The 19,523-nt window shown below is 65.0% G+C and carries 8 protein-coding genes; all 8 read left to right on the forward strand.

What is annotated here, in order from left to right:
* Positions 1-1,697: 1,697 nt before the first annotated feature.
* Genes dpdE through dpdD form a run of 8 tightly spaced genes read left to right on the forward strand, consistent with a single transcriptional unit; the run spans position 1,698 to position 19,136 of the window.
* Positions 1,698-4,823 (forward strand): protein DpdE, encoded by a 3,126-nt coding sequence (dpdE, locus tag KBX06_RS26855; RefSeq protein WP_305798315.1) that lies wholly within the window; start codon positions 1,698-1,700, stop codon positions 4,821-4,823.
* Positions 4,820-7,372 (forward strand): protein DpdF, encoded by a 2,553-nt coding sequence (gene dpdF, locus KBX06_RS26860; RefSeq protein ID WP_210839809.1) that lies wholly within the window; start codon positions 4,820-4,822, stop codon positions 7,370-7,372. The genes dpdE and dpdF overlap by 4 nt, the downstream gene beginning before the upstream one ends.
* Positions 7,372-8,286, forward strand: a complete 915-nt coding sequence (gene dpdG / locus KBX06_RS26865) for a protein DpdG (RefSeq protein ID WP_210839811.1) — start codon at positions 7,372-7,374, stop codon at positions 8,284-8,286. Before dpdF ends, dpdG begins: the two co-directional genes overlap by 1 nt.
* Positions 8,283-11,354, forward strand: a complete 3,072-nt coding sequence (locus KBX06_RS26870) for an ATP-binding protein (RefSeq protein WP_210839813.1) — start codon at positions 8,283-8,285, stop codon at positions 11,352-11,354. Before dpdG ends, KBX06_RS26870 begins: the two co-directional genes overlap by 4 nt.
* Positions 11,347-12,036 carry a hypothetical protein gene (locus KBX06_RS26875; protein ID WP_210839815.1) on the forward strand — a complete coding sequence of 230 codons (690 nt, stop codon included), beginning with the start codon at positions 11,347-11,349 and terminating at the stop codon, positions 12,034-12,036. The genes KBX06_RS26870 and KBX06_RS26875 overlap by 8 nt, the downstream gene beginning before the upstream one ends.
* On the forward strand, positions 12,029-16,456 hold the full coding sequence (gene dpdJ, locus KBX06_RS26880) for a protein DpdJ (protein ID WP_210839817.1): 4,428 nt from the start codon (positions 12,029-12,031) through the stop codon (positions 16,454-16,456). Before KBX06_RS26875 ends, dpdJ begins: the two co-directional genes overlap by 8 nt.
* On the forward strand, positions 16,453-16,983 hold the full coding sequence (gene dpdK / locus KBX06_RS26885) for a phospholipase D-like domain-containing protein DpdK (protein ID WP_210839818.1): 531 nt from the start codon (positions 16,453-16,455) through the stop codon (positions 16,981-16,983). Before dpdJ ends, dpdK begins: the two co-directional genes overlap by 4 nt.
* Positions 16,980-19,136: a protein DpdD gene (dpdD, locus tag KBX06_RS26890; RefSeq protein WP_210839819.1), complete on the forward strand. Its 2,157-nt coding sequence runs from the start codon at positions 16,980-16,982 to the stop codon at positions 19,134-19,136. Before dpdK ends, dpdD begins: the two co-directional genes overlap by 4 nt.
* Positions 19,137-19,523: the final 387 nt, after the last annotated feature.

A 19,523-nucleotide genomic window follows, 5' to 3' on the forward strand; every position in this document is an offset into this window, starting at 1 on the left:
TCGGCCAGCGCTGCGAGCAGTCCACCAGCGGCTTCGGACACGGTCAGAGCCGGTGCACACGACACCGACGAGATCAGCGATGATGGCAGGGCGGGCATGACTCACTTCGGCGATCAACACGGCGTAGGAACCTTGATGATCTTCTGAACCGGTCATGCCCGTCTTGCTGTTGCCAACAGTGGCGCTTCTACTCCAGTCCACTCAAGTCAGACACCGCCACGACTTTGCCGAGGCCCTGGGGCCGCAGGCCCCACCCGAGCTGTCGGGTTGGCGACAATGAGTGCTCTATGTTGTTGCAGGGCTTGCTCGGCTCGTTATCTTCGCCGCTAGGCCACTGCTGCCCCTACACTGCTCCGATCCGCGCTTTGACCTGCGGATACGCGGAACTGCAGGGAGTTGTTGCCATATAGCAATCTCAGCTACGGAGGTTATTGACAGCGCAGACAGGTTAGGTAGGACCGGCTGATCGGCTGAATACCTCGGGGTCCCGCTTTCAGTGTTCCGGGCGTAATGTCCGCAGCACACCTTGTGGGGAGGTGAGGTCGATGCTTGCTGGGCTGGAGATACCGCCTGCGCTTGAAGCGGGACGAGTCGTTGGGGCGTTGCTGGCCGACCTGCGTTCCGGCGCCCCCCGTGGCATGTTGGTCGACTCGCCACCCGGGGCTGGCAAGTCGAGGCTGGTGGTGCGCGACACGATTGTGGTGGAGGGCGGTGACTCGCTGATCATCTCCGCGCAGCCCGACGAGCAGGTCGACGACCTTATCGACCGCTTCGCGCGAAAGGTGCCGGCTCTCCGCGTTGGCCGGCTCTCCGCGATTGACCATCAGCCAACCGAGCGGGTCAAGGCCCACCAGATGGTCCGGGCCTCCGCCAAGGTCGCTGACCTGTGTGGTCCGGCCGTCATCATCAGTACGACCGCCGAGTGGGCCACCGTCACCAAGGGCGCCTGGCCATCGGCAGACCTGGCTGAGGCTTACCATATGCGGTCGGACGCTTTGCTGGCCGGCCGGTTCGAGCGGGCGTTGTTCGTCGGCAACCGGGACAAGTCCGCCCGTTTTGAACCGTCGAGACGGCGTGCTGGACGAGGCTCGCTTGGGGTCGGGTTCAGTCCGCAGTGGCGGTGCTGCTGCGGCACAACCCGAAGCTACCGATACACCGGCTACCGGTTTCGTGGCGCCTGCCCGCCTCGGCGGCATCGGTGGTGGCGACGGCCCTCTACCCATTCACCGGATTCCGCGCAGGTACGGGCCCCGTCGACTAGGTTCTGTCATTCACCAGGGCCGGACCGGGTGACGCGATTGACGCTGCAGCCGAGTTGGCTGGCACCTCGGGCTGGGCGCTGCAAGTTGTCGGCACGGCACACGATGAGAACCGATGCGAAGTCCCGCTCGACCCGTGCTGCATCTGCTGGCGGGCCGTCGGGACGTCACGACCGTCCACCTCGAGTCGGGGTGGCTCTGCCTACTGACCTCGCGTCACCGTCATACCTGCGTAGTTGTGGCGCGAGGGGTATCGGTGAACTGCTCGACGCCCATCCGCCGGCCAGAGTCTTGCGCCTCGACCTGTCGGTGAAGTTCCTGGGCGCCTGCCAAGCGCACCAGACAATCCTTGCGCGATAGCCGGCGCGGGTGTTGCCAAAACATCAATGCCCCAGCCGAATCCGAATATGTGTACCTGAAAGGCACCTCTTGTCCGGAATGCCCACTACATCGAACGCCGTTGGCCGATCGCGGCCCGCGGGTGAGTCGGGTGACCGAAGGTCATATTTGGTTGCACGCATCGTGCGAGACATAGAGAGCAGTGATGGCCTTGCGTGGTGCGATGCGGTCGAGGGTGGGCAGGCACACCTCCGCTATGTTGACTTGCCGGGTGCCCGAGAGGAAGTCCGTAAAGTACCCGTCGCGCGGGTCCGTTTGGCGAAGCTTAACTACGGGGCGCGGGTCTGGGTCAGGAGCAAGATATACGGCTGGATGGCAGGCGAGGTCGCCGGCCATCTGAGCAACGGTCGCTATCTTGTGCGGCTGCCTGCCGTCTCGGGCGACATCGCTTTGGATGAGCAACACCTGCTGGTGCGGTGGAACCGGCCACTGGCCGACCCGGTCGCTGCCGTTGCCCATGGATTTTGCGATTCGCCCGAGTACTACGAGGCGCGTTACCTCTTCCTCGACCAGTTGGTTTACCAACGCGGTGTCGCTCGAGGCTTCACGGCTGCATTGTCGGCACCCATCGCTCTTTACCCGCACCAGTTGGACACCGCCGCCCGAGTGCTGGCAGATCCAGTGCCACGTTATCTCCTGGCGGACGAAGTCGGGCTCGGCAAAACCATAGAAGCTGGCCTCGTCATCCGCCAGATGCTCCTCGATGACCCCGAGGCAACCGTACTCGTTTCCTCGCCAGCCGAGCTGACGAGTCAATGGGAAGAGGAACTGCATGATCGGTTCCTCCTCGGCGAGGAAATCGACGAGGGAAGGCTGCAGTTAGCCTGCCATGAGCGCCTATCGGACTGCCCGTCCCTGGGTCAGTGGGCGCTTGTTGTGGTGGACGAGGCGCATCGACTGGCTGCTTTCCTCGACCGAACGCCTGCGTTTAGACAGAATCTATTGCAGACCAAGGCCCTCCTGCTGCTGTCGGCAACGCCAATGCGAAAAGATCATGCGGCCTTCCTCAGCCTGCTTAACCTTATTGATCCCGTCGCCTTTCCGAGAGGCGACATGGAGGGCTTCCGGGAGAGAGTGGAACAACGTGAAAGGGAGGCCACGGGGCTTCAGTTACTTTCCTCGCCCCGCACGAGCAGACGCCACCGCCTCAGCGTTCTGAACAATCTGGAACTGCTGCACGGGGCGGATCCAACGGTTCTCCGCCTCGTGCATGAATGCCGATCAGAGGAGGACGTGACGTCCCCCCGATGGTCTGACCTGGTCAACTACGTACGGGAGACGTATCGCGTCAGCAGGCGAATGATCCGGCATCGAAGAAATACGCCTGCAACTGACGGATATCCTGTCGCGGGCCGCCGCACCGTCTTCGTCCGCCTGGATGACCCCGCCCGCCCCACAGTGGATACGTTCCTAGAACGATACCGGGAACATCTAGACGGGCGATCTAGTCGAAGTCTGTACGCGAGGGCGGCCCTAAACGGCTTGGGCGGGCCAAGGGCACTCCTGCGCCACCTACAGTTGCGGCTCGCGGCATCGGCCGGTACTCACGACTTTGTACCCCCGAACGACCGGCCCCTACTGAAGGCAGCCGTAGCCCGCCTCGAACTGATGGATACGAGCGTGCGCCTGCAGTCCAGCCTTGAGGTGGCACAAGGTCGGCTAGACCAGGGCCTCAAGGTCGTGATTGTGGGAACATCGCCTGATACTGCTCAAGAGTTCTACGAGCAGGCCATCGCTCGCTGGCCGGGACGGGTCGGTAGGCACTTCGGCGGTGTAGGCCAGAGCGACCACGAAGAGGTTGTCTGGGACTTCTTGTCTGCGCCAGGCGGCCGGGTACTGGTCGGAGACCAGTCACTCGAAGAAGGCCGGAACCTGCAGGATGCCCACGTCCTAGTGAACTTGGACTTGCCGCTCGATCCAAACCGACTGGAGCAGAGGATCGGGCGCCTAGATCGATACAGTTTGCGACCCGGTGCTGCGGAGATCGTCGTCTTCGATGAGCCGCACAGCGACTGGGTCAGCGCGCACCTACGTTTACTAACCCAGGGAATCGGAATCTTCGACCAGTCCGCCGCGACGCTGCAGCACAGGTTGGCCGAACTGCTAGATGAGTTGACGCAACGGTTGCAGAATTTAGGCAGGCACGCGTTCGAGTTCGACCTCGCCGAACTGCGGGCCAACCTTGAGGAGGAGCGTGAGGAGGTCGACCTTCTCGAGGAAGTCGAGTCCGGCGCCCTTACATCGCACTTCGATCAGGCGGCCGTCATTGAACTGCGCGAAGCGGAACACAATGTCACCGCGTTGCGTGAGGCATTCTCAAGACTTGTCCGAAGGCGTGGAGGCGTCGGGCTTCGTTCCTATGAGGAGCCGGACAAGGGCCTGCTCCACTTCGGCCCGGAGATTCATGGACTTCCCGCCGATGCGGTAGAGGAACTGCGTCCCCTGCTCAGACGGCCCCGCGCGTACGGACGCGACGCTGCCATCGCCCGGAGAGGGGTTGCTCCGCTACGCCTCGGGGATCCCCTCGTCGACTGGCTCTACCGATACTTGCAGGGCGACGAGCGGGGACGTGCCCACGCCTTCGTTCGGCCCTGCTCGGCAGTCAAAGTACCGACGCTCTGGCTGCATTGCGACTTCCTGGTGGAATTCGACGCCTCGCCCGGGCAGGTTACCAATGAAGCTGAGCGTCGGCGTTTGAAGCGTCGGGCTGATGCACTTCTGCCGCCAGCAATCGTTCGCACCTGGACAAGCGCCTCCGGGCCCGCACCAGCAAGCCTCGTTCGGGATGTACTGGGCCTGCCGTTCCACCCGGGATCCGACCAGGTCTTGAGGGGCGAACTGTGGGAGGAGGTTTTGTCCGCTCTTCCCGATTGGCGGCAACTCTGCGAGATTGCAGGGGAGATAGCTCAAAACCTTTTGCGGGCCTCGCCAGCGATGGCGAGTGCACCGGCCGCCGCGGCAGAGCGGGCGCAGGAGGAGGTAGCGGCGCGCCTTGCTGTGCTGCGTGCCAGATCGGAGCGGCTGGGGTCGGCTGCCGAACGTGTGAGCGCGCAACTGGACCTCAAGCGCGAGGAGGCTCTTGGCTGGGCACTGACGCAGGGTGTGAGGACTCCCGCTGTATCGATGACGGCCTGCGGCGGCATCGTCCTCTGGCCGACCGCATGACAGAGTTGGCGCCCTCACCCGATCAGGACGAGCAACTTCGCCAACTTCTCGTTTCCCTCACTAATGGCGCGCCGGAATTCGAGGACGACCTCTTCGCTCGGGTGGCGCAATTAGTTCGTGACGTCAAGAGCGCCGACCTCGACCTCGCTGTACTCTTTCGGCATCTCCTTCGGCGGTGGTCCCTGGCCGCTAAACGGAACGTTCGAATCACCGTCTCCCCGCACATCTCCGCCCGGCTGCGCCAAGTGGCTGGGGTCGTGAATCTGCGAGAGGACCCGGCAGACACCTGGTTCGCGCCCGCCTGGCAGCCCAAGTGGCTCGACCTGTCGTCGCGCTCCGGAGAACTCGCGTGGGCACCGGATGCTGCGGCCGCGGCTGGCACGGACTCGGCGCGACGCTTTCACCAGGACGACCTGCCGGCCGACCCGTTCTTCGAGCGTATTACCGGGCATGTCCGCTACCGCACCGCTGGCCAACGTGCCGCCTGCCGGGCAATAGTGTCGGTTCCGGACGGCAGCAGCACGATGGCGATGCTGCCCACCGGCTCCGGCAAGACAGAGGTAGCGCTCTGCCTGGCCGAACGGTACCCGGATGCGGTTACCCTCATCGTCGTGCCGACTGTGGCACTGGCCTACGACTTCGAACGTCGGTTCCGAGATCACTACGCGCGCAGGTACCCGCGGGCGGACAAGGCGGCCCTGCACTTCGCGTGGACCGCCAGCACCAACGAGGATCTGCGGGAACGACTGCGCCGTCGGGTCATTGACGGCACACAACCAATCCTCGTCACCTCGCCAGAGTCGGTCAGCCGTGTACTGCGCTCACTGTTGATGGAGGCTGCGTCCGGCGGTCGCCTCGGGGGCTTTGTCGTGGACGAGGCCCATCTCGTCACTCAGTGGGGACGAGACTTCCGCCCAGAGTTCCGGACGCTTGCCAATCTGCGGGATGATCTTGTGAAACGGGCGGCGGAGGCAGGTCATCCCATCCCGACAACGCTGCTACTCAGCGCCACCCTAGGACCACACGAACTGCGGGACCTGCAGAAGCTCTTCGGATCCGGGGATTCGTGCACCTTGATTGCGGCCAACTCGCTGCGGGCCGAGCCTGATATATGGATCAGTGACGCGGACGACGATCAGCAACGTGAGGAGTGGGTGCTTGAGGCTCTGGCGCATCTGCCGCGACCGGCCGTGCTGTACGTCACCTCGCCGGGAAGCGCCCAGGGCTGGCTGACTAGCCTAAGGACAACGGGTTATCGGCGGATTGCGATTGTAACCGGTGAGACCAAGTCTGAGGATCGCGCCCAGGTCTTGGCCGACCTGCGCACTACCGGTGGTCACCCGAGCAGGGTCGACTTGGTTGTCGCCACGTCCGCGTTTGGGCTCGGAATCGACTATGGACACGTTCGGACCGTCGTGCATGCGTGCCTGCCCGAGACCGTGGACCGGTGGTATCAGGAGTTGGGACGGGGCGGACGCGATGGCGACGCCTCGATTGCGCTGCTAGTACCCGCTCCGCAGGACCGTCGAGAGGCAGCAAGTCTGGGGATCACGGTGCTGACCGCCGACACCGCTCGAGACCGATGGTTGGACCTTTGGCGCCACCGTCGAGCCTTGCATGAGAGATCTTTTCTCGATCTTGAAGGCAGTCGCGGCGTCGGCCGGGGATCGTACAACCGCCGCTGGAACGCCCAACTCGTTCAGGGTCTCGTAGAGTTACGCGGGCTCCACCGCTTTCAGGTCGACGCTGAGGATCTGGCCGAGTTGGTTGGGGACGGCCATCAGCAGGCTGACTGGGCGGCAGTGAATTTGAAGCGGGGCGATCTGGCCACCCCCCAGTTCTGGTCACAGGAGTGGACGTCATGGCAGAAGAGGGAAGCAGGGCGTTCTGTCCAAGCGCTGGAACTCATGGAGTCGGTGGCCAAGCGAGGCGTCCGGGCCTGTGAGGCGATCGCACAGGCTTACCGTCCAAATCCTGACATATACGCGTTGTTCGGTCAGGCAGCTGACTTCGTCGAGCCCGCCTGGCCGTGCGGGCGGTGCCCAGGTTGCCGGGCCGACGGGGAGATAAGGGCGGACGAGCGCCCACCGTGGCCGCCCCAAGCGTGGCCAATTCCCGGCGAAATGGCCCCAAACCTGGACGACCTCGCGGACGCCGCCGGCGCCCGGGATGGCCTCATCCTCCTCCTGACGGACGACCACGAGCGAGTCGTTACCCCGCTCGCTCGCGCGCTGGTCCGTCGAGGCGTTCGGCACATCGCTGGGACTTCCGAGAAGTTAGTCGAGGCCCCTGACTGGTTGTTTGTCGACCCGTCGCCTGTCGCCCCGAGCGACTTGACGCCCTGCTCTTCCTTTGTGGTCTGGCCTCCAGGACACCGCATTCCGAGATCCTGGCTGAGCCCGCGATCACGATCGGCTCGGCGGCTCGCCGCTCCTCCGGCCTTCGATGTGCTGCTGCTGTGGCCAGCGGCAACCATTGGAGGCCAGGAGGTGGGGCGGGATCTCGCGGGGCTCGATGCTGACAGCGCCCTGCATATCCTGGGGAGTTAATGGTGGATTACCTGAAACAGCACATCCTGGCCAGTGTTCCAGCCTTGTTGGTGATCAGCCGGTATCTGTCGACGCTGCCGGACGGTGTGGAAGAAAGCGATCTGCAGAAGGTGCTGCGACCAGAGGCCATGGCCGAGCGGCGTGGCGCTTCATCCGCTGCCGACGACGCATCCAACGTCCTCACCTCATCCTTGAGCGTGGGCGAGGATCTGGGGCTGTTCAACAGCGAACGCAGCGGGCGCGGACGGCGCCTATGGAACCTCAAAGACAGCGTCCGGGACGATGTCGGGCGACTCCCGTCGGCAGACTCCCGCGGCTTCCGTAGCTTGGTACTCCGTCTGCTTTCAGCGCGGGCTTTAGAGGAGGTGATGGCCGAGAACCCGCCGTCCGACGTCGCGCTCGCTCTGACCTGGTTACTGCTAAGGGATCCGCTGAACCCCCTTTCGACTAACTGGGACAAGGGACCGGAGGCTGCGTTCGAGAACGCCGGCATGCGTGCGGCTGTCAAGAATGCCGAGCAGTGGCGAGCCCTTCAGCGCTGGGCCCGGGCACTCGGGATCGCGACGGTTGCAGAGGTCGGCGGACAGGAAGCGTATCTGCTGATGGACCCCACTAAGGCCCTGCGCGACGTACTCGACAGACTGCCACAGCAGGAACGCGCCGAGCAGTGGGTCCGGCAACTACAGGAGATCCTGCCTGTGCTCGGCCATCCGATCCTCGTGTCGGCCCTGCCCGAGGGCAGTGCGAGACATCAGGGAACTCCGGCCTCGCTTGCGCTGGCCGCGCAGAAGCTCAAGCGCCGGGGAGCGCTCGAGCTCGCCTTGTCGGCTGACGCGAGTGCCGCTGCCGTTCTGAGACTTGGTGGCCAAAGCTGGCGGATCGGCGAGGTACGTGTCGCGGAGGTGGCTGAATGACCAGCACGATGAAGGGCTTCCGCTGCTGGACCAACCGAGATGTACGCCAGACCGTCTATTCGGACATCGGGGCGCTGCCCAGCAACGCAGACGCAGTTTTCCTCGCCGCTCACACGCCCACGGTCGTGTCCCACCCCAAGGGTGAACAGCTTCCGGACGATGGTTCCGACGAGCGCCAGGTCCTGCGGGCTCTACAGGCGCACATCGGAGATCCCGACCGGAATACGCTGATCGCGGTCACCGGTGAATCGGGAGCGGGCAAGAGTCATGTGGTCCGGTGGGTTAACGCACACCTAAACCCGGATCCTCGTTACCACGTCCTCTATGTGCCTCGGGCAGTGCAGACCATCCGCGAGTTACTCCGGGCTATCGTCGCGGGTCTCCCCGGCGGTGGCGGACAGGACTTGATGAAACGCATTGACGCGGCCGTTGGGAAGACGACCCCGGCCGAGTTGCAGGACCGACTGCTGGAGGAGATGCGTCTCGCCCTTACCTGGACGCTCGAACTGAGCGCAGGAAGTAGCGACGAGGACCCGGACAAGCAGAGCGCTCGGGAGGAGCGCAACAACCTTCTGGGAGAGCCAGACGAGAACGGGAAACGCCGGGACGGACTGGCCGACCTTCTGGCCCTGCCGCAGGTGAACCGGGTCCTTCTCAGGCCAGATGGGTTACTCGACAACGTTATGCAGTCGATCTTTGCGCAGACCTCTCGACGGGACGAACAGCAGGAGCGGTTCGAGGACGCGGATCTACCGTTGCGTGCGCCTGGTGTGCGCAGAGAGTTGGGCCGGAACGGCAACCTTCGTGTCCTGTGGAATCAGATCACGCTGGATCCCGAACCGGCGTTGCGGTTACTAGACGAGGCGCTGCGCAAGGCCCTACCCAGAACCATCGGCCTGCATGACCACACCGGCGAGACCCTGAGCCTGCTGTTTCAACGTTCCCGGCAAGCGCTCCGCCAACAGGGACGCGAATTGGTCCTCCTCTTCGAGGACCTTGCTCAATTCGGGTTAGTCGATGGCGAACTGTACGACCAGTTCGTCATTCAACCCGGGGCCGACATGGCTCCGCTCCGCGTCCTCTTCGCGGTGACCGAGCACCGCTACAAAGACTTCCCAGAGACGGTACAGACGCGCATCACGCACCAGTTCAAGGTCGACACATTCCCTCTCGAGGATCGTGACGCCTTCGTGGCCCGCTACCTGAACCTCGTCCGCCTCGGGCGTAGGAATGTCGAAGCGGCCTGGTCTGAGGCGGGTAGCAGCGGAACGGAGGACTGGGTCCCCAACGCCTGTGATACCCGCGAGGAGGGGTTGCCGTGCCAGTTCCGCAGTCAGTGCCACGCGGGCTTTGACACCACGGATGTTCCGGGACTGGGCAGCGTCGGGCTCTACCCGTACAACAACATCGCACTGCGGCGATCTCTCGAGGCCCGGGGGTCAGATGCGACGCCGAGGCAGATCCTGGACGTTTGCGTCTCAGAGGCGCTCGTTGAGGCTGAGCCCCAGATCGCCCGCGGTACGTATCCGCACGAGCGCGTTCGCGAGCGTTTCGACTTTAAGGTTCAACGGGGGAAGGAGACACTGCTTACGGACCGTGCCGGTACCGAGGCGGAGCGGCTGTACCGAGCCCTCGTGATCTGGGGAGATGAGGAGCCGCTTCCGTCGGCCGTTCTCGACGCCTTCGGGTTCGACAGGAGCGCAGCACGCCAGCAGAAGGTCGTGCCCACCGTTCCGCCGAAGCAGCGCGAGAAACCGGCGCAGGTACAACCAAATCCTCTCTCGGATCTCTTTCAGTGGCAGAACGGTGTGCGTCTTCCGGATAGTCAGGTAGACCTCTATCGCGGCATCCTTCTCCGTCTCGTGTCCTCGCGCCTGGACCTGGACCAAGATCTGTACCACACCGCCAACGGCCATGGTGCGGAAATCTTCAACGGCCTCTTCAACCGGCAATCCTTCGACTTCGGATCCGACGCGCGTGGCCGATCCGCGGGTGCCGGGAGACTGCACTTCGAACTAGGGCGTAACGCGGAGGACATCCGGCTTCTGATAGCCGCGCGATGGTTCGTGGACCACGGTCACTGGCTCTCAGAAAAGGGCAGATGGCCGTGGCCCGAGGGCTACGACCCGGTCGAGATGATGTTCGGCCTCGAAGAGCGGTTGGATTTCTGGGCTGAGTTGGTTCGCACGGCGTTCCGGGATCGCGTTGGTGGGCGGGACCTCGCGTGCGCGGCCGTCGGCACCCGAGCAGTCGCGCTACTCGCCGCCGGAGCCTCGCCTCACGAGCTACGCAATGTCGGCGCTGTGTTGCGTGAGACCGCCGGAGCGGTCACCAAGACCACACCGGGTTGGGCCGCCGTCGACAGGATGGCACGTGACGTGCTGCGACGTGTACCAGCGACTGACCTGCTGGGACAACTCGCCGCGGTGCGGCAAGGACCGACCGGCAAACCACAACTCATCGATGCCGGCGAGCTTGAGGCTGGGCTTCAACGAGTCCTGAGCGAACCGATGGAGCACCTCAGAACGGTGGCGGCGCGATACGCCGATGCTGAGCCGGTTGTCGCCAAGGCGGCGAAGGATCTGCTGACCGTCCTCGAAGGAGAGACCGCAGGCTTCCTGGCGGAGGTGGCCACAGCCGTAAAGGAGTTGGCCGGCGGGCTCGAAGGGCAGACGCCGACATCCGTTGCCCATGCCGCGAAGGAGGTGGGAAAGCGTGCTCTCGACAATCATCTATTCAGTCCTCGTGACGGTTGGTGGGCGTTCAGCAACGCACTTGAGCGGCTTGAAATCCTGCCCGGTGACCTGCCGCTCGACTGGCAGGGAGACGTCGCAGCGTCAGCCGCACAGGAGGCACTGAGCATTCAGCACTGGGCGCGAAAGGCAGTGGTGGGGGCGCAGGATCTCGAGGTAGTCCGGCGAGCAATGGCAGCGACGCGCCAGGAGTGCACCCGCAGCGGAGGGCGGGCCGGCGATCTGGACCATCTGTCGGCGATAGTGCGCCGGAAGCTCGGTCAGGTTGAGGTGCTACTCCAAGCGTTGAGTACCGTGGAGGTGGAAAATGGCTGACGCCACGACATGGATCAGGGAGACTCGCGTTGCGGTAGACCGCGCTAGCGACGCGGTGCGGCTGCAGGGCGACCTTGACGATCTTGGCCAGCGCGACGAGGAACTCGAGGATGCCCTTCGGGAGCTCACGGCACTGGCGCAGGCTGCGACCTTTGGGCGTGGCGATTGGTGGAAAGGCGTGGACGCCACGCCGGACCTTTGGACCCAGGTGCGGTCGGCACAGCGGGGGCTGGACAGGCGGCAGTTGGGCGCGGTCGTACATCTGCTCAACAAGCTGAAGGTCCAGGTGCGGGACGCCGTACAGGGCGGGTGGCGCGCTCATGTCGCGTCCCGGGCTGGCAATGCTCAGGAGTTGCGTGACCTAGCGAAGGCCCTTGCCGACGTCGAGGGTCTTGAGGATGTGGCGCCCAAGCTGGATGCCGCCCTCGGCCACCTGGCGCGGCTGGAACGAAAGCCGCCCGACGCCGACTCGGTGGAGATCCTCGCGGAGGTCACCCAACTCCTGGCACTCCTTGAGCAGCGGCTCCCCCCGGCAGTGAAGGGCTTCGTCTCTGCGGCTACCCAGGGCGGCGCCGCACTCGACTCGGTCAACGATGACGTGCGGGATTGGCTGGTCGACAACAACGCCCTTCATAACTTCCGCGTGGTGCCGGGGCGGCCTCAGGGCGGTCAGAGTGCGTGAACCGGCGCTCGCAGCGCTTACGGCCATCGAACTTCGTGAGGCGGAACTGCTCGCGTGGGGAGCGGTAGGCGCCGAGTGGACCGAGGACGAACTCCTGGCGCTGTTGGCGGGCCATGGCGAACCGACGGCTCTGCTCCGTGAACTCGTCGACGCCGCACTCGTTGTCCACTCGCCGACCGGCGGCTACCGGTCCCGCAGTGCCGAGACCGTACGCCTGCTCGCCACCCTGCGCCAGTCGTTCACGGGGAGTCGAGTTTCCGACGGGCGGCCGCTGGTATTGGATCACCGGTTTCTCCATCGACCCCGGCGGCGGCCCAGGCGAGATGTCGCCGCCGCTCAGGTTCTCGCGGAGATCCGCGCGTCACTGGGCCAGGCAGGTCTGGCTGCGGCAAGGCGGATCATCCCCGAGAGGTTGTCCGGGTTTCAGCAGCGCAGCACTGCGGCGGTGCTGGAGGCGCTGGACAGTGGTCAACGGGCGGGAGCGATGATCACCGCCGGAACCGGCAGTGGGAAGTCGCTGGCCTTTTACCTGCCATTGATCAGTTGGTTGACGGACCAGACGGCCAAGGGGCGGAGTGGGTCATCGCGCCGCACGTTAGCGCTGGCTTTGTATCCCCGTAACGAACTACTCAAGGACCAACTGCGGACGCTGGTGGGGTACGCGAAACGCCTCGGCGAAGCTGACCGTTCGCGTGGTGTTGGGTTGAGCGTCGCCACGTGGTTTGGTCCCACCCCCGCCTCCGCCTACCACGTCCAAAAGGGCTGGGCTGAGGGCTGGGAGAAGCGCGGAAGGGGCTACGTCTGTCCGTACTTGCGATGCCTCGAATGCGACGCGGAGCTGGTATGGCCCGAGGCTGACTGCCGTGCTGGCGAGGAACGGCTGGTCTGCACCTCCCCCTCTTGTAAGGCGGAGGTGGAGGGGAAGTACCTGAGGCTGACGCGCGACCGCGCACGGCAGCAGCCTGCCGATCTCATGCTCAGCACGACAGAGTCGCTCAACCGGCAACTTGCCGCTCCAGGCAACCTCGGGGCGTTCGGCGTCCGTCCGGCGACCCTTGCCGCCGTCCTGTTAGACGAGGTGCACACGTATGAGGGCACCGCTGGCGCCCAGAACGCCCTCCTGCTGCGCAGACTCAAACACCGGCTGGGCCGCACTCCGGTGTGGGTCGGCCTGTCGGCAACGCTTCGTAACGCGGGTGACTTCTTCTCCCGGCTCGTGGATCTGCCGCCCGGCGCCGTTGCGGTCGTCGAGCCAGACGCCGGCGAGTTAGAGGAGTCAGGAGCTGAGTACCTCCTGGCGCTTCGTCACGATCCGCATTCTGGGACGGGTACGCTCTCCACCACCATCCAGGCATGCATGGCGCTCGCCCGCTGCCTCGACTCCACCGCGGATGACCCGCTCAACCCACCGCCCTCGTCCGGCGGCACCTTTGGCAGTCGGCTGTTCGCCTTTACTGACAAGCTTGACAGCACCAACCGCCTCTACTGGGATCTCCTAGACGCCGAAGGCTGGCGATGGCCTGGAAAGCTTCTCATACGTCGCCCGCAGACCCTCGCGCACCTGCGCGGGATAAAGCAGGGACGGCTGACGGCTGACCGCCGGGAGGCCGCGAGTGATCGCGATCCCGACGGGCAATGGTGGTGGCTGCCAGACCATCTCGGCCACGGCGTCGAGGCGGACCGACCACTGCAGATCGGACGTACCAGTTCGCAGGATCGGGGAGTCGCCACCGCAGCCCAGGTGGTCGTCGCGACCGCCACCCTAGAGGTGGGGTTTGACGACGACCGGGTAGGCGCGGTCCTGCAACACAAGGCACCACACGACGCGGCGCAGTTCCTGCAGCGCAAGGGCCGTGCAGGACGAGTGCCGTCGATGCGCCCGTGGACAGCGGTGGTGCTCAGCGACTGGGGCCGGGACCGCCAGGCGTGGGATGCTTACGACGCCCTGTTCGACCCGGACCTGCCTCCGCGAAACCTCCCCATCGAGAACTTTTATGTTCTGAGGATCCAGGCGGTCTACGCTCTTCTTGACTGGCTGTCCATGGAATTGGGCTACTCCGGGGGTAACTCCACCTGGGAGGACCTGACAGGCCCCGCCTCGGCGCTGTTCCGAGAGAACCCCAAAAAGCAGGCGGAGGCGCGTAGCCGGCAGGCCGCTCTCTCGGCAATGCTGGATCGGCTGTTGCGTCCCGGGCCGCAACGAGAACGGTTCCGGCGCCACCTGCGGGACGCGCTCGCCATCGGCAATGGCGAGTGGTCGGACGGCGTGGTCGACACCCTCCTGTGGGATGCGCCCAGGCCCCTGCTCCTGGCAGTGGTGCCGACGATGCGTCGTCAACTGCGCGACCAATGGCGTGGCGAGGAGCCACTGGAGGACGACGTAGGGCTGCGGACGCGCACCCCTGTGCGGCAGTTTGTGCCAGGCAATCTCTTCGACGATCTTCTGGTCCCCGACGTCGAGTTGCAGGTGCCCGGGCGTGGTGGCGAGGTGGAGGTCGCGCACCTCCCGGCTCTGAGGGTGCTCAACGAATTCTGCCCGGGCAACGTGAGCAGACACTTCGGCGTGTGGGCGACGAACAAACGGCACTGGCTGCGGCTGCCCGCCGTTGCTGCCGGGGAGCAGGAACTGCCGGTCGACGTAGAGAGCACCTACCGTGCGGCGCTGGTGGATTTCATCGACGACGGCGACGACCGGGTGGCCGTCTATGCGCCGGTGGCAGCAGCCCTGGAGCCTGTTCTAGACAGCGTCCGGGACGCGTCCAGCGTCCGCCCCGAGTGGCGGTTTTACGTGTCGGCCCTCGGCGCTGGCTCCCGGGTCCGCCTGGCCAGGGGGGTCAGCCGGATGCTCGAAGCGCTCACCGCACATCTTCACGTCCAGGGTGGTGGGGTTCGGACCGTGCGGTACGCCAGGACAGCACGCGGGACGGTGTGGGAGCCGCGCCCTCGAGCGGTTGCGCTGAGCTTCGGTCTTGCCGGAAAGCAGGGTTGGCTTCCGGCAGCCGTGGGCGTGGATGTGCAGTGTGACGCCTTGGAGGGCAGGGTCAGGATTCCCGACGACATCCAGCCCCCCACTCCCCAAGAGCGGTCCCAACGCCTACGGCACCGGCTCGAGGTCGAAGCTGACCTCCCGAACGCCATGTCGGTCTTCGACCGAGACACTCTCGTCGACGTGGTATTCCTAGCAGCCGCATCGGAGCAGGTCGAGAGTGGGAAGCCGTTGCACGAGCCAGGTCTGGCGGGTGGGTTGCGGCAGGCAGCCGAGACGTTGGGGCTGACCGCACCCGACGACACAGGCGAGCGGAATGAAAACGACGAGCGACGCTGGGAGAGTTGGCTGGGCGACCCCGCCGTGCTCTCTGCTGTGCACGACGCTTTGCGCGAGATTTCGGGCGATGACCGGTCGCCTGCGTGGATCGTTTGGTGGCAGAGACGGTTCACCCTGTCGGTGGCCCAACTCGCACTGGCTGCGCTCTCGACGCTATGTCCCGGGGTCGACACCGACGACCTCATGGTGGACCTGTCTCCCGAAGACGACGCCGTGTTTTGGATGTCGGAGCCTTCGCCTGGTGGGACGGGGCACGTGGAAGCGTTCCAGCGGCTACTCGGCGAGAACCCGGAGGCGTTCGCCCATGCGCTTGAGGATGCGCTCACCTCATCCGAGGCGGAAACTATGGACGAGGAGCTCGGCCTGCTGGTGCGTACGGAAGCAGCAGAGGTGCGGTCGGCGCTTGACGAACTCCGGGTCTCTTGGCGTAGCGGTCACGCTGGTGTAGCCCAGGCGACCGAGCGCGTGGACGAGGTCGCAAGAGCGCACGGTCTGGCCATGGGAGGTGCGGCCCGCTCCGCGCTGAGCACCCGTCTTGCCGGGCCAGGTGCACATCCTCGCCTCTTGGCAGAGGTGGCGTCGTGGCTGGATCTGCGCGATCAGGCTGCCGAACAAACTGGGATCGAGGTGAGCGCCCGGACGCTTGGAGGGCTGCTGGCCGACCACGTGGACCTCGACGAGGTGCTGCACCTTGGAACCGGCGTGACTGCACAGCGGCGGGCCCGCGCGGTAGCCAACGTACTTTGGCCATGGGGTCAGACCGCCCAGCCGGCCGTCTCCTCAAACCCGTATGCTCCCCGCCTTGCGGCGTCGTTTCCCCTTGTGCGGGACCACGTGGACCTCGGACCGGTCGTGTTCGACGCCGCGCTGTGGGATAACAAGCGGCGTAAGGAACTCCACGAACTGCTGATCGAGCAGCGTGAGGTGGCGTTGCGTGTCGGGCACGCCGATCGGGCGATACTGCGATCTGTCCTCCTGGACCTACAGACCCAACCGGTCGAAGTCGGGGCGCTCCTGTGTCATCCAGTGGTCCTGGGCGTACGGGAGACCGTTCGCTTCGTGAAAGCTCGGGTGTTGCTGCGGGAGGCGCCGTGAACAGGGTGATTCGCAAGTCCAAGGCGCAGAGCGCGAGCGAGGTACTGGACCTGCTCGGCGCGCTGTTCGCTGCGGAACTCGTAAACCCCAGCAAGTGTTTGTGGCTGGTGTCGCCGTGGATCTCCGATGTTGAGGTCATCGACAACAGCGGCGGCACCTATCCGGCTCTGACCCGTTACGGACGCCGGGGGATCCGGCTCGCTGAGGTTCTCACCAGCTTGGCTGCCAAAGGGATGCGGGTCGTGATTGCCACGACGTCTGACGCTCACAACGACACGTTCCGCCGTCGCATCGAGCAACTCATTGTCGACATACGGGTCTCCGACCAGGTCACGATGATCGTGAACGGCACTCGCGGCCTGCACACCAAAGCCCTAACCGGCGACGACTACGCCCTGGTCGGCAGCATGAATATCACCTACAACGGAATCCACCTCAACGAGGAGCAGGTGGAGTTGAGGTGCGATCCCACCTACGTCGCTCATGCACGGATGGACGCCTTCGACCGTTTCGGGGGTGTGCTGTGACGGTGCTAGAGGCGCTGCAGGTCAGCATGGGAGACCCCGCCCGCTTCAAGGGGCTCCGCCAGCGGGTGGAGTTGCTCGTAGAGGGGCAGGCGCGGGAGTGGGTTAGCGGATCCAGCAGCTGGCTGGTCGTCCCGCTCCAGCGTCACCCGCAGGGCTTCTACCTTCTGTCCGAGGACCGGGAGGGGCAGCGTCGGGGACGCGAGGTGTTACAGGCGTTCCTCGGTCCGGCGACTGCGGTCATCGAGGCGGTACTGCTTTCCCCCGGGCCGGAGCATGCAGACCGCTCCCTGACGGCGGCGGGCCTCGTGCAACTGTCGTACGTGCGCCGGGTCGACGCCGCGCCGGGTGAGTTGCTCGACCGACTGGAAGACGCCGTGGCCACCGCTAAGGGCAGGGGCGCCCGGATACGTCCCATCCGTCCCTCGCACGTCGACCTGCTGCGTGACTTCCGCCTTGCCCTGCTGCAGCGGGACAGTCGACTCGCAGAGCAGGCGCTGCAGGACCTGCGCCTGACCGGGCAACTCAGCGCCGAGAACCTCCGGTTCCTGCACATCGAGCTACTCGGCGAACTCGGGCGGTGGCGCGAGCTCCGCGAGCTTCCGTATCTGGCCGAACTGCTGCGGACGCGTCGGTCTCGTACAGTCAACGAAGTTCTCCTTGAGCTGGTGTGGTGGACTGAGGCCGCCGACCTGTGCGCGGCCGGTCGTACCCCACAGGACGTGTACGAGAGCGCTCAGTTGGGCGCTCGCTACGGTGCCATCCTTGCCGCAGTCGACGTCCCGGGCAGCGCGGGCGGCCGAGCGGTCGCCGCGTTGGACGCGCTGACGCGGGGTGACGACGAGCGATTTCAGCGACTACTGAACGCCGCTGACGAGGCCGAACGGGAGCGGCTGCGCCGCCTAGCCGCGCTCGCACAGCCTGCAGCGCAGCCGACAACGAGCGGCGGCGACAACGTTCGAACGTTGTTCGAGGACAGGCAGTACGAGGCCGTCATTCAGGCCTTCCTCGACACCGCAGATCCCGACATCGCCGAATTCGCCGTACAGGCCGTCCTCGACAAACAAGACAGCGGCAACGGCCCTGCCGTCCTCGAGGTTGTCCAGGCACTTGTCGCGGAGGAACGAGTAAGCCTCGACCGGCGGCTTCGTCGGGACCTCGACGACCTTCTCCGGTTCATCGACGGCACCTGCCGGGGTTGGACTGAATGGTGTTTGCGGCTGGGCCGGGACGAACGCTGGCCCGAAGCGGCGGAGGTCCTACGCGGGCAGCATGCACAGTGGGAGGGCCCGCGAACGCTGCCGGCTTCCAAGCTAAGCGGACTGGCGAATGGTGTGCTGGATGCCTGGACCGGCGTCAACGCCGACCAGGTGGCAATGGTGCTGGACCTCCTGTGCCTGGCCGCTGCCGAGACGGCTTCGACGGCACAGGCGGTAGAGTTTTGTGACACCGTCCTGGTAGTACTGGCGGACCAGCAGAACATGAGCGCGCCGGTGCGCGAGGCGTACCTGGTTCTGCTCGACCAACTACTGCAGGCGGCGCCAGCGCAAGCACGTTACCGGGAGCTGCTGGATCAAATTGCCGCCCTCTGGCGGCGCGTGGCCGCCCCAACCGTCTTTGACTGGGGCCTCGGAATCGTCGAGGTCTTGCTAAACGCTCCCGCTCCTGACCCTGGCAGCCGGGCCGCCGGCGTGGTGGCGGTCCTGAGCCGAGGGCAGGACTTTCATAAGCGGCTCAACCTGCGACAGCGCTCGGAGTTGGAAGCGCTGGCCGAAGAGGTTGGCCTGCCGCTCCAGTCCGTACAAGAGCCGACGGAGGAAGCGGACGGACTGTGGCGACGGCTTGACGGCCAAGTAGTCGGATTGTATTCGCTCCTACCGCGCGCCGCAGAATCGCTCGAGAAGCGTCTATCTCGGCTCTGCTCGCCGAAGGCGGTCGAGGGGAACGCCGACTTGGTGTCGACAGCAGCGCTACAGTCGCTCGCTCGCCGCGCTGACTATCTGATTGTAGATACCTGGCATGCATCCCATTCCGCTACCGGCGCCATTGATGCCGTCAGGCCGCGAAGTAGCCAGGTTCTGCCTCGGGGGCGTGGTGTCACTGGCTTTCTGCAGGCATTAGAGACCTCACTCTCCGCGACTTCGACTCACTCTTAGTTTCCGCAGTGCGCGGCGTAATCGTTCGATGTCGGATTCGAGTTGCAATCATGCAGGGGGTTGGGGAGGTTTCCTGATTGCAGTAATGCGGTGTTGGCCCTGCATTGCATGCAGGGCCAACACGCTAGCGCGACCCCCCGGTGGGCAGGGCCTCGGCAAAGTCGTGGCGGTGTCTGACTTGAGTGGACTGGAGTAGAAGCGCCGCTGTTGGCAACAGCAAGACGGGCATGACCGGTTCAGAAGATCATCAAGGTTCCTACTACTCCAACGTCACTTGGCTTCGGCGTTGGGCGTGGCGTGGGCATGAGGACGGCCACCGCGTTGATCATCGATGGTTTGTGAGGACAACCGAAGATCGCGCGATGGCCGTGGGCCACAGCGTAGACC

It is taken from the genome of Micromonospora sp. C31 (assembly GCF_018070575.1).
In the GTDB taxonomy this organism is placed as follows: Bacteria; Actinomycetota; Actinomycetes; order Mycobacteriales; family Micromonosporaceae; genus Micromonospora.

Excerpts from the sequence above, each read along its gene's own strand:
- dpdE (WP_305798315.1), top strand. The coding sequence starts at position 1,698 with ATGCCCACTACATCGAACGCCGTTGGCCGATCGCGGCCCGCGGGTGAG.
- dpdF (WP_210839809.1), top strand. The coding sequence starts at position 4,820 with ATGACAGAGTTGGCGCCCTCACCCGATCAGGACGAGCAACTTCGCCAA.
- dpdG (WP_210839811.1), top strand. The coding sequence starts at position 7,372 with ATGGTGGATTACCTGAAACAGCACATCCTGGCCAGTGTTCCAGCCTTG.
- KBX06_RS26870 (WP_210839813.1), top strand. The coding sequence starts at position 8,283 with ATGACCAGCACGATGAAGGGCTTCCGCTGCTGGACCAACCGAGATGTA.
- KBX06_RS26875 (WP_210839815.1), top strand. The coding sequence starts at position 11,347 with ATGGCTGACGCCACGACATGGATCAGGGAGACTCGCGTTGCGGTAGAC.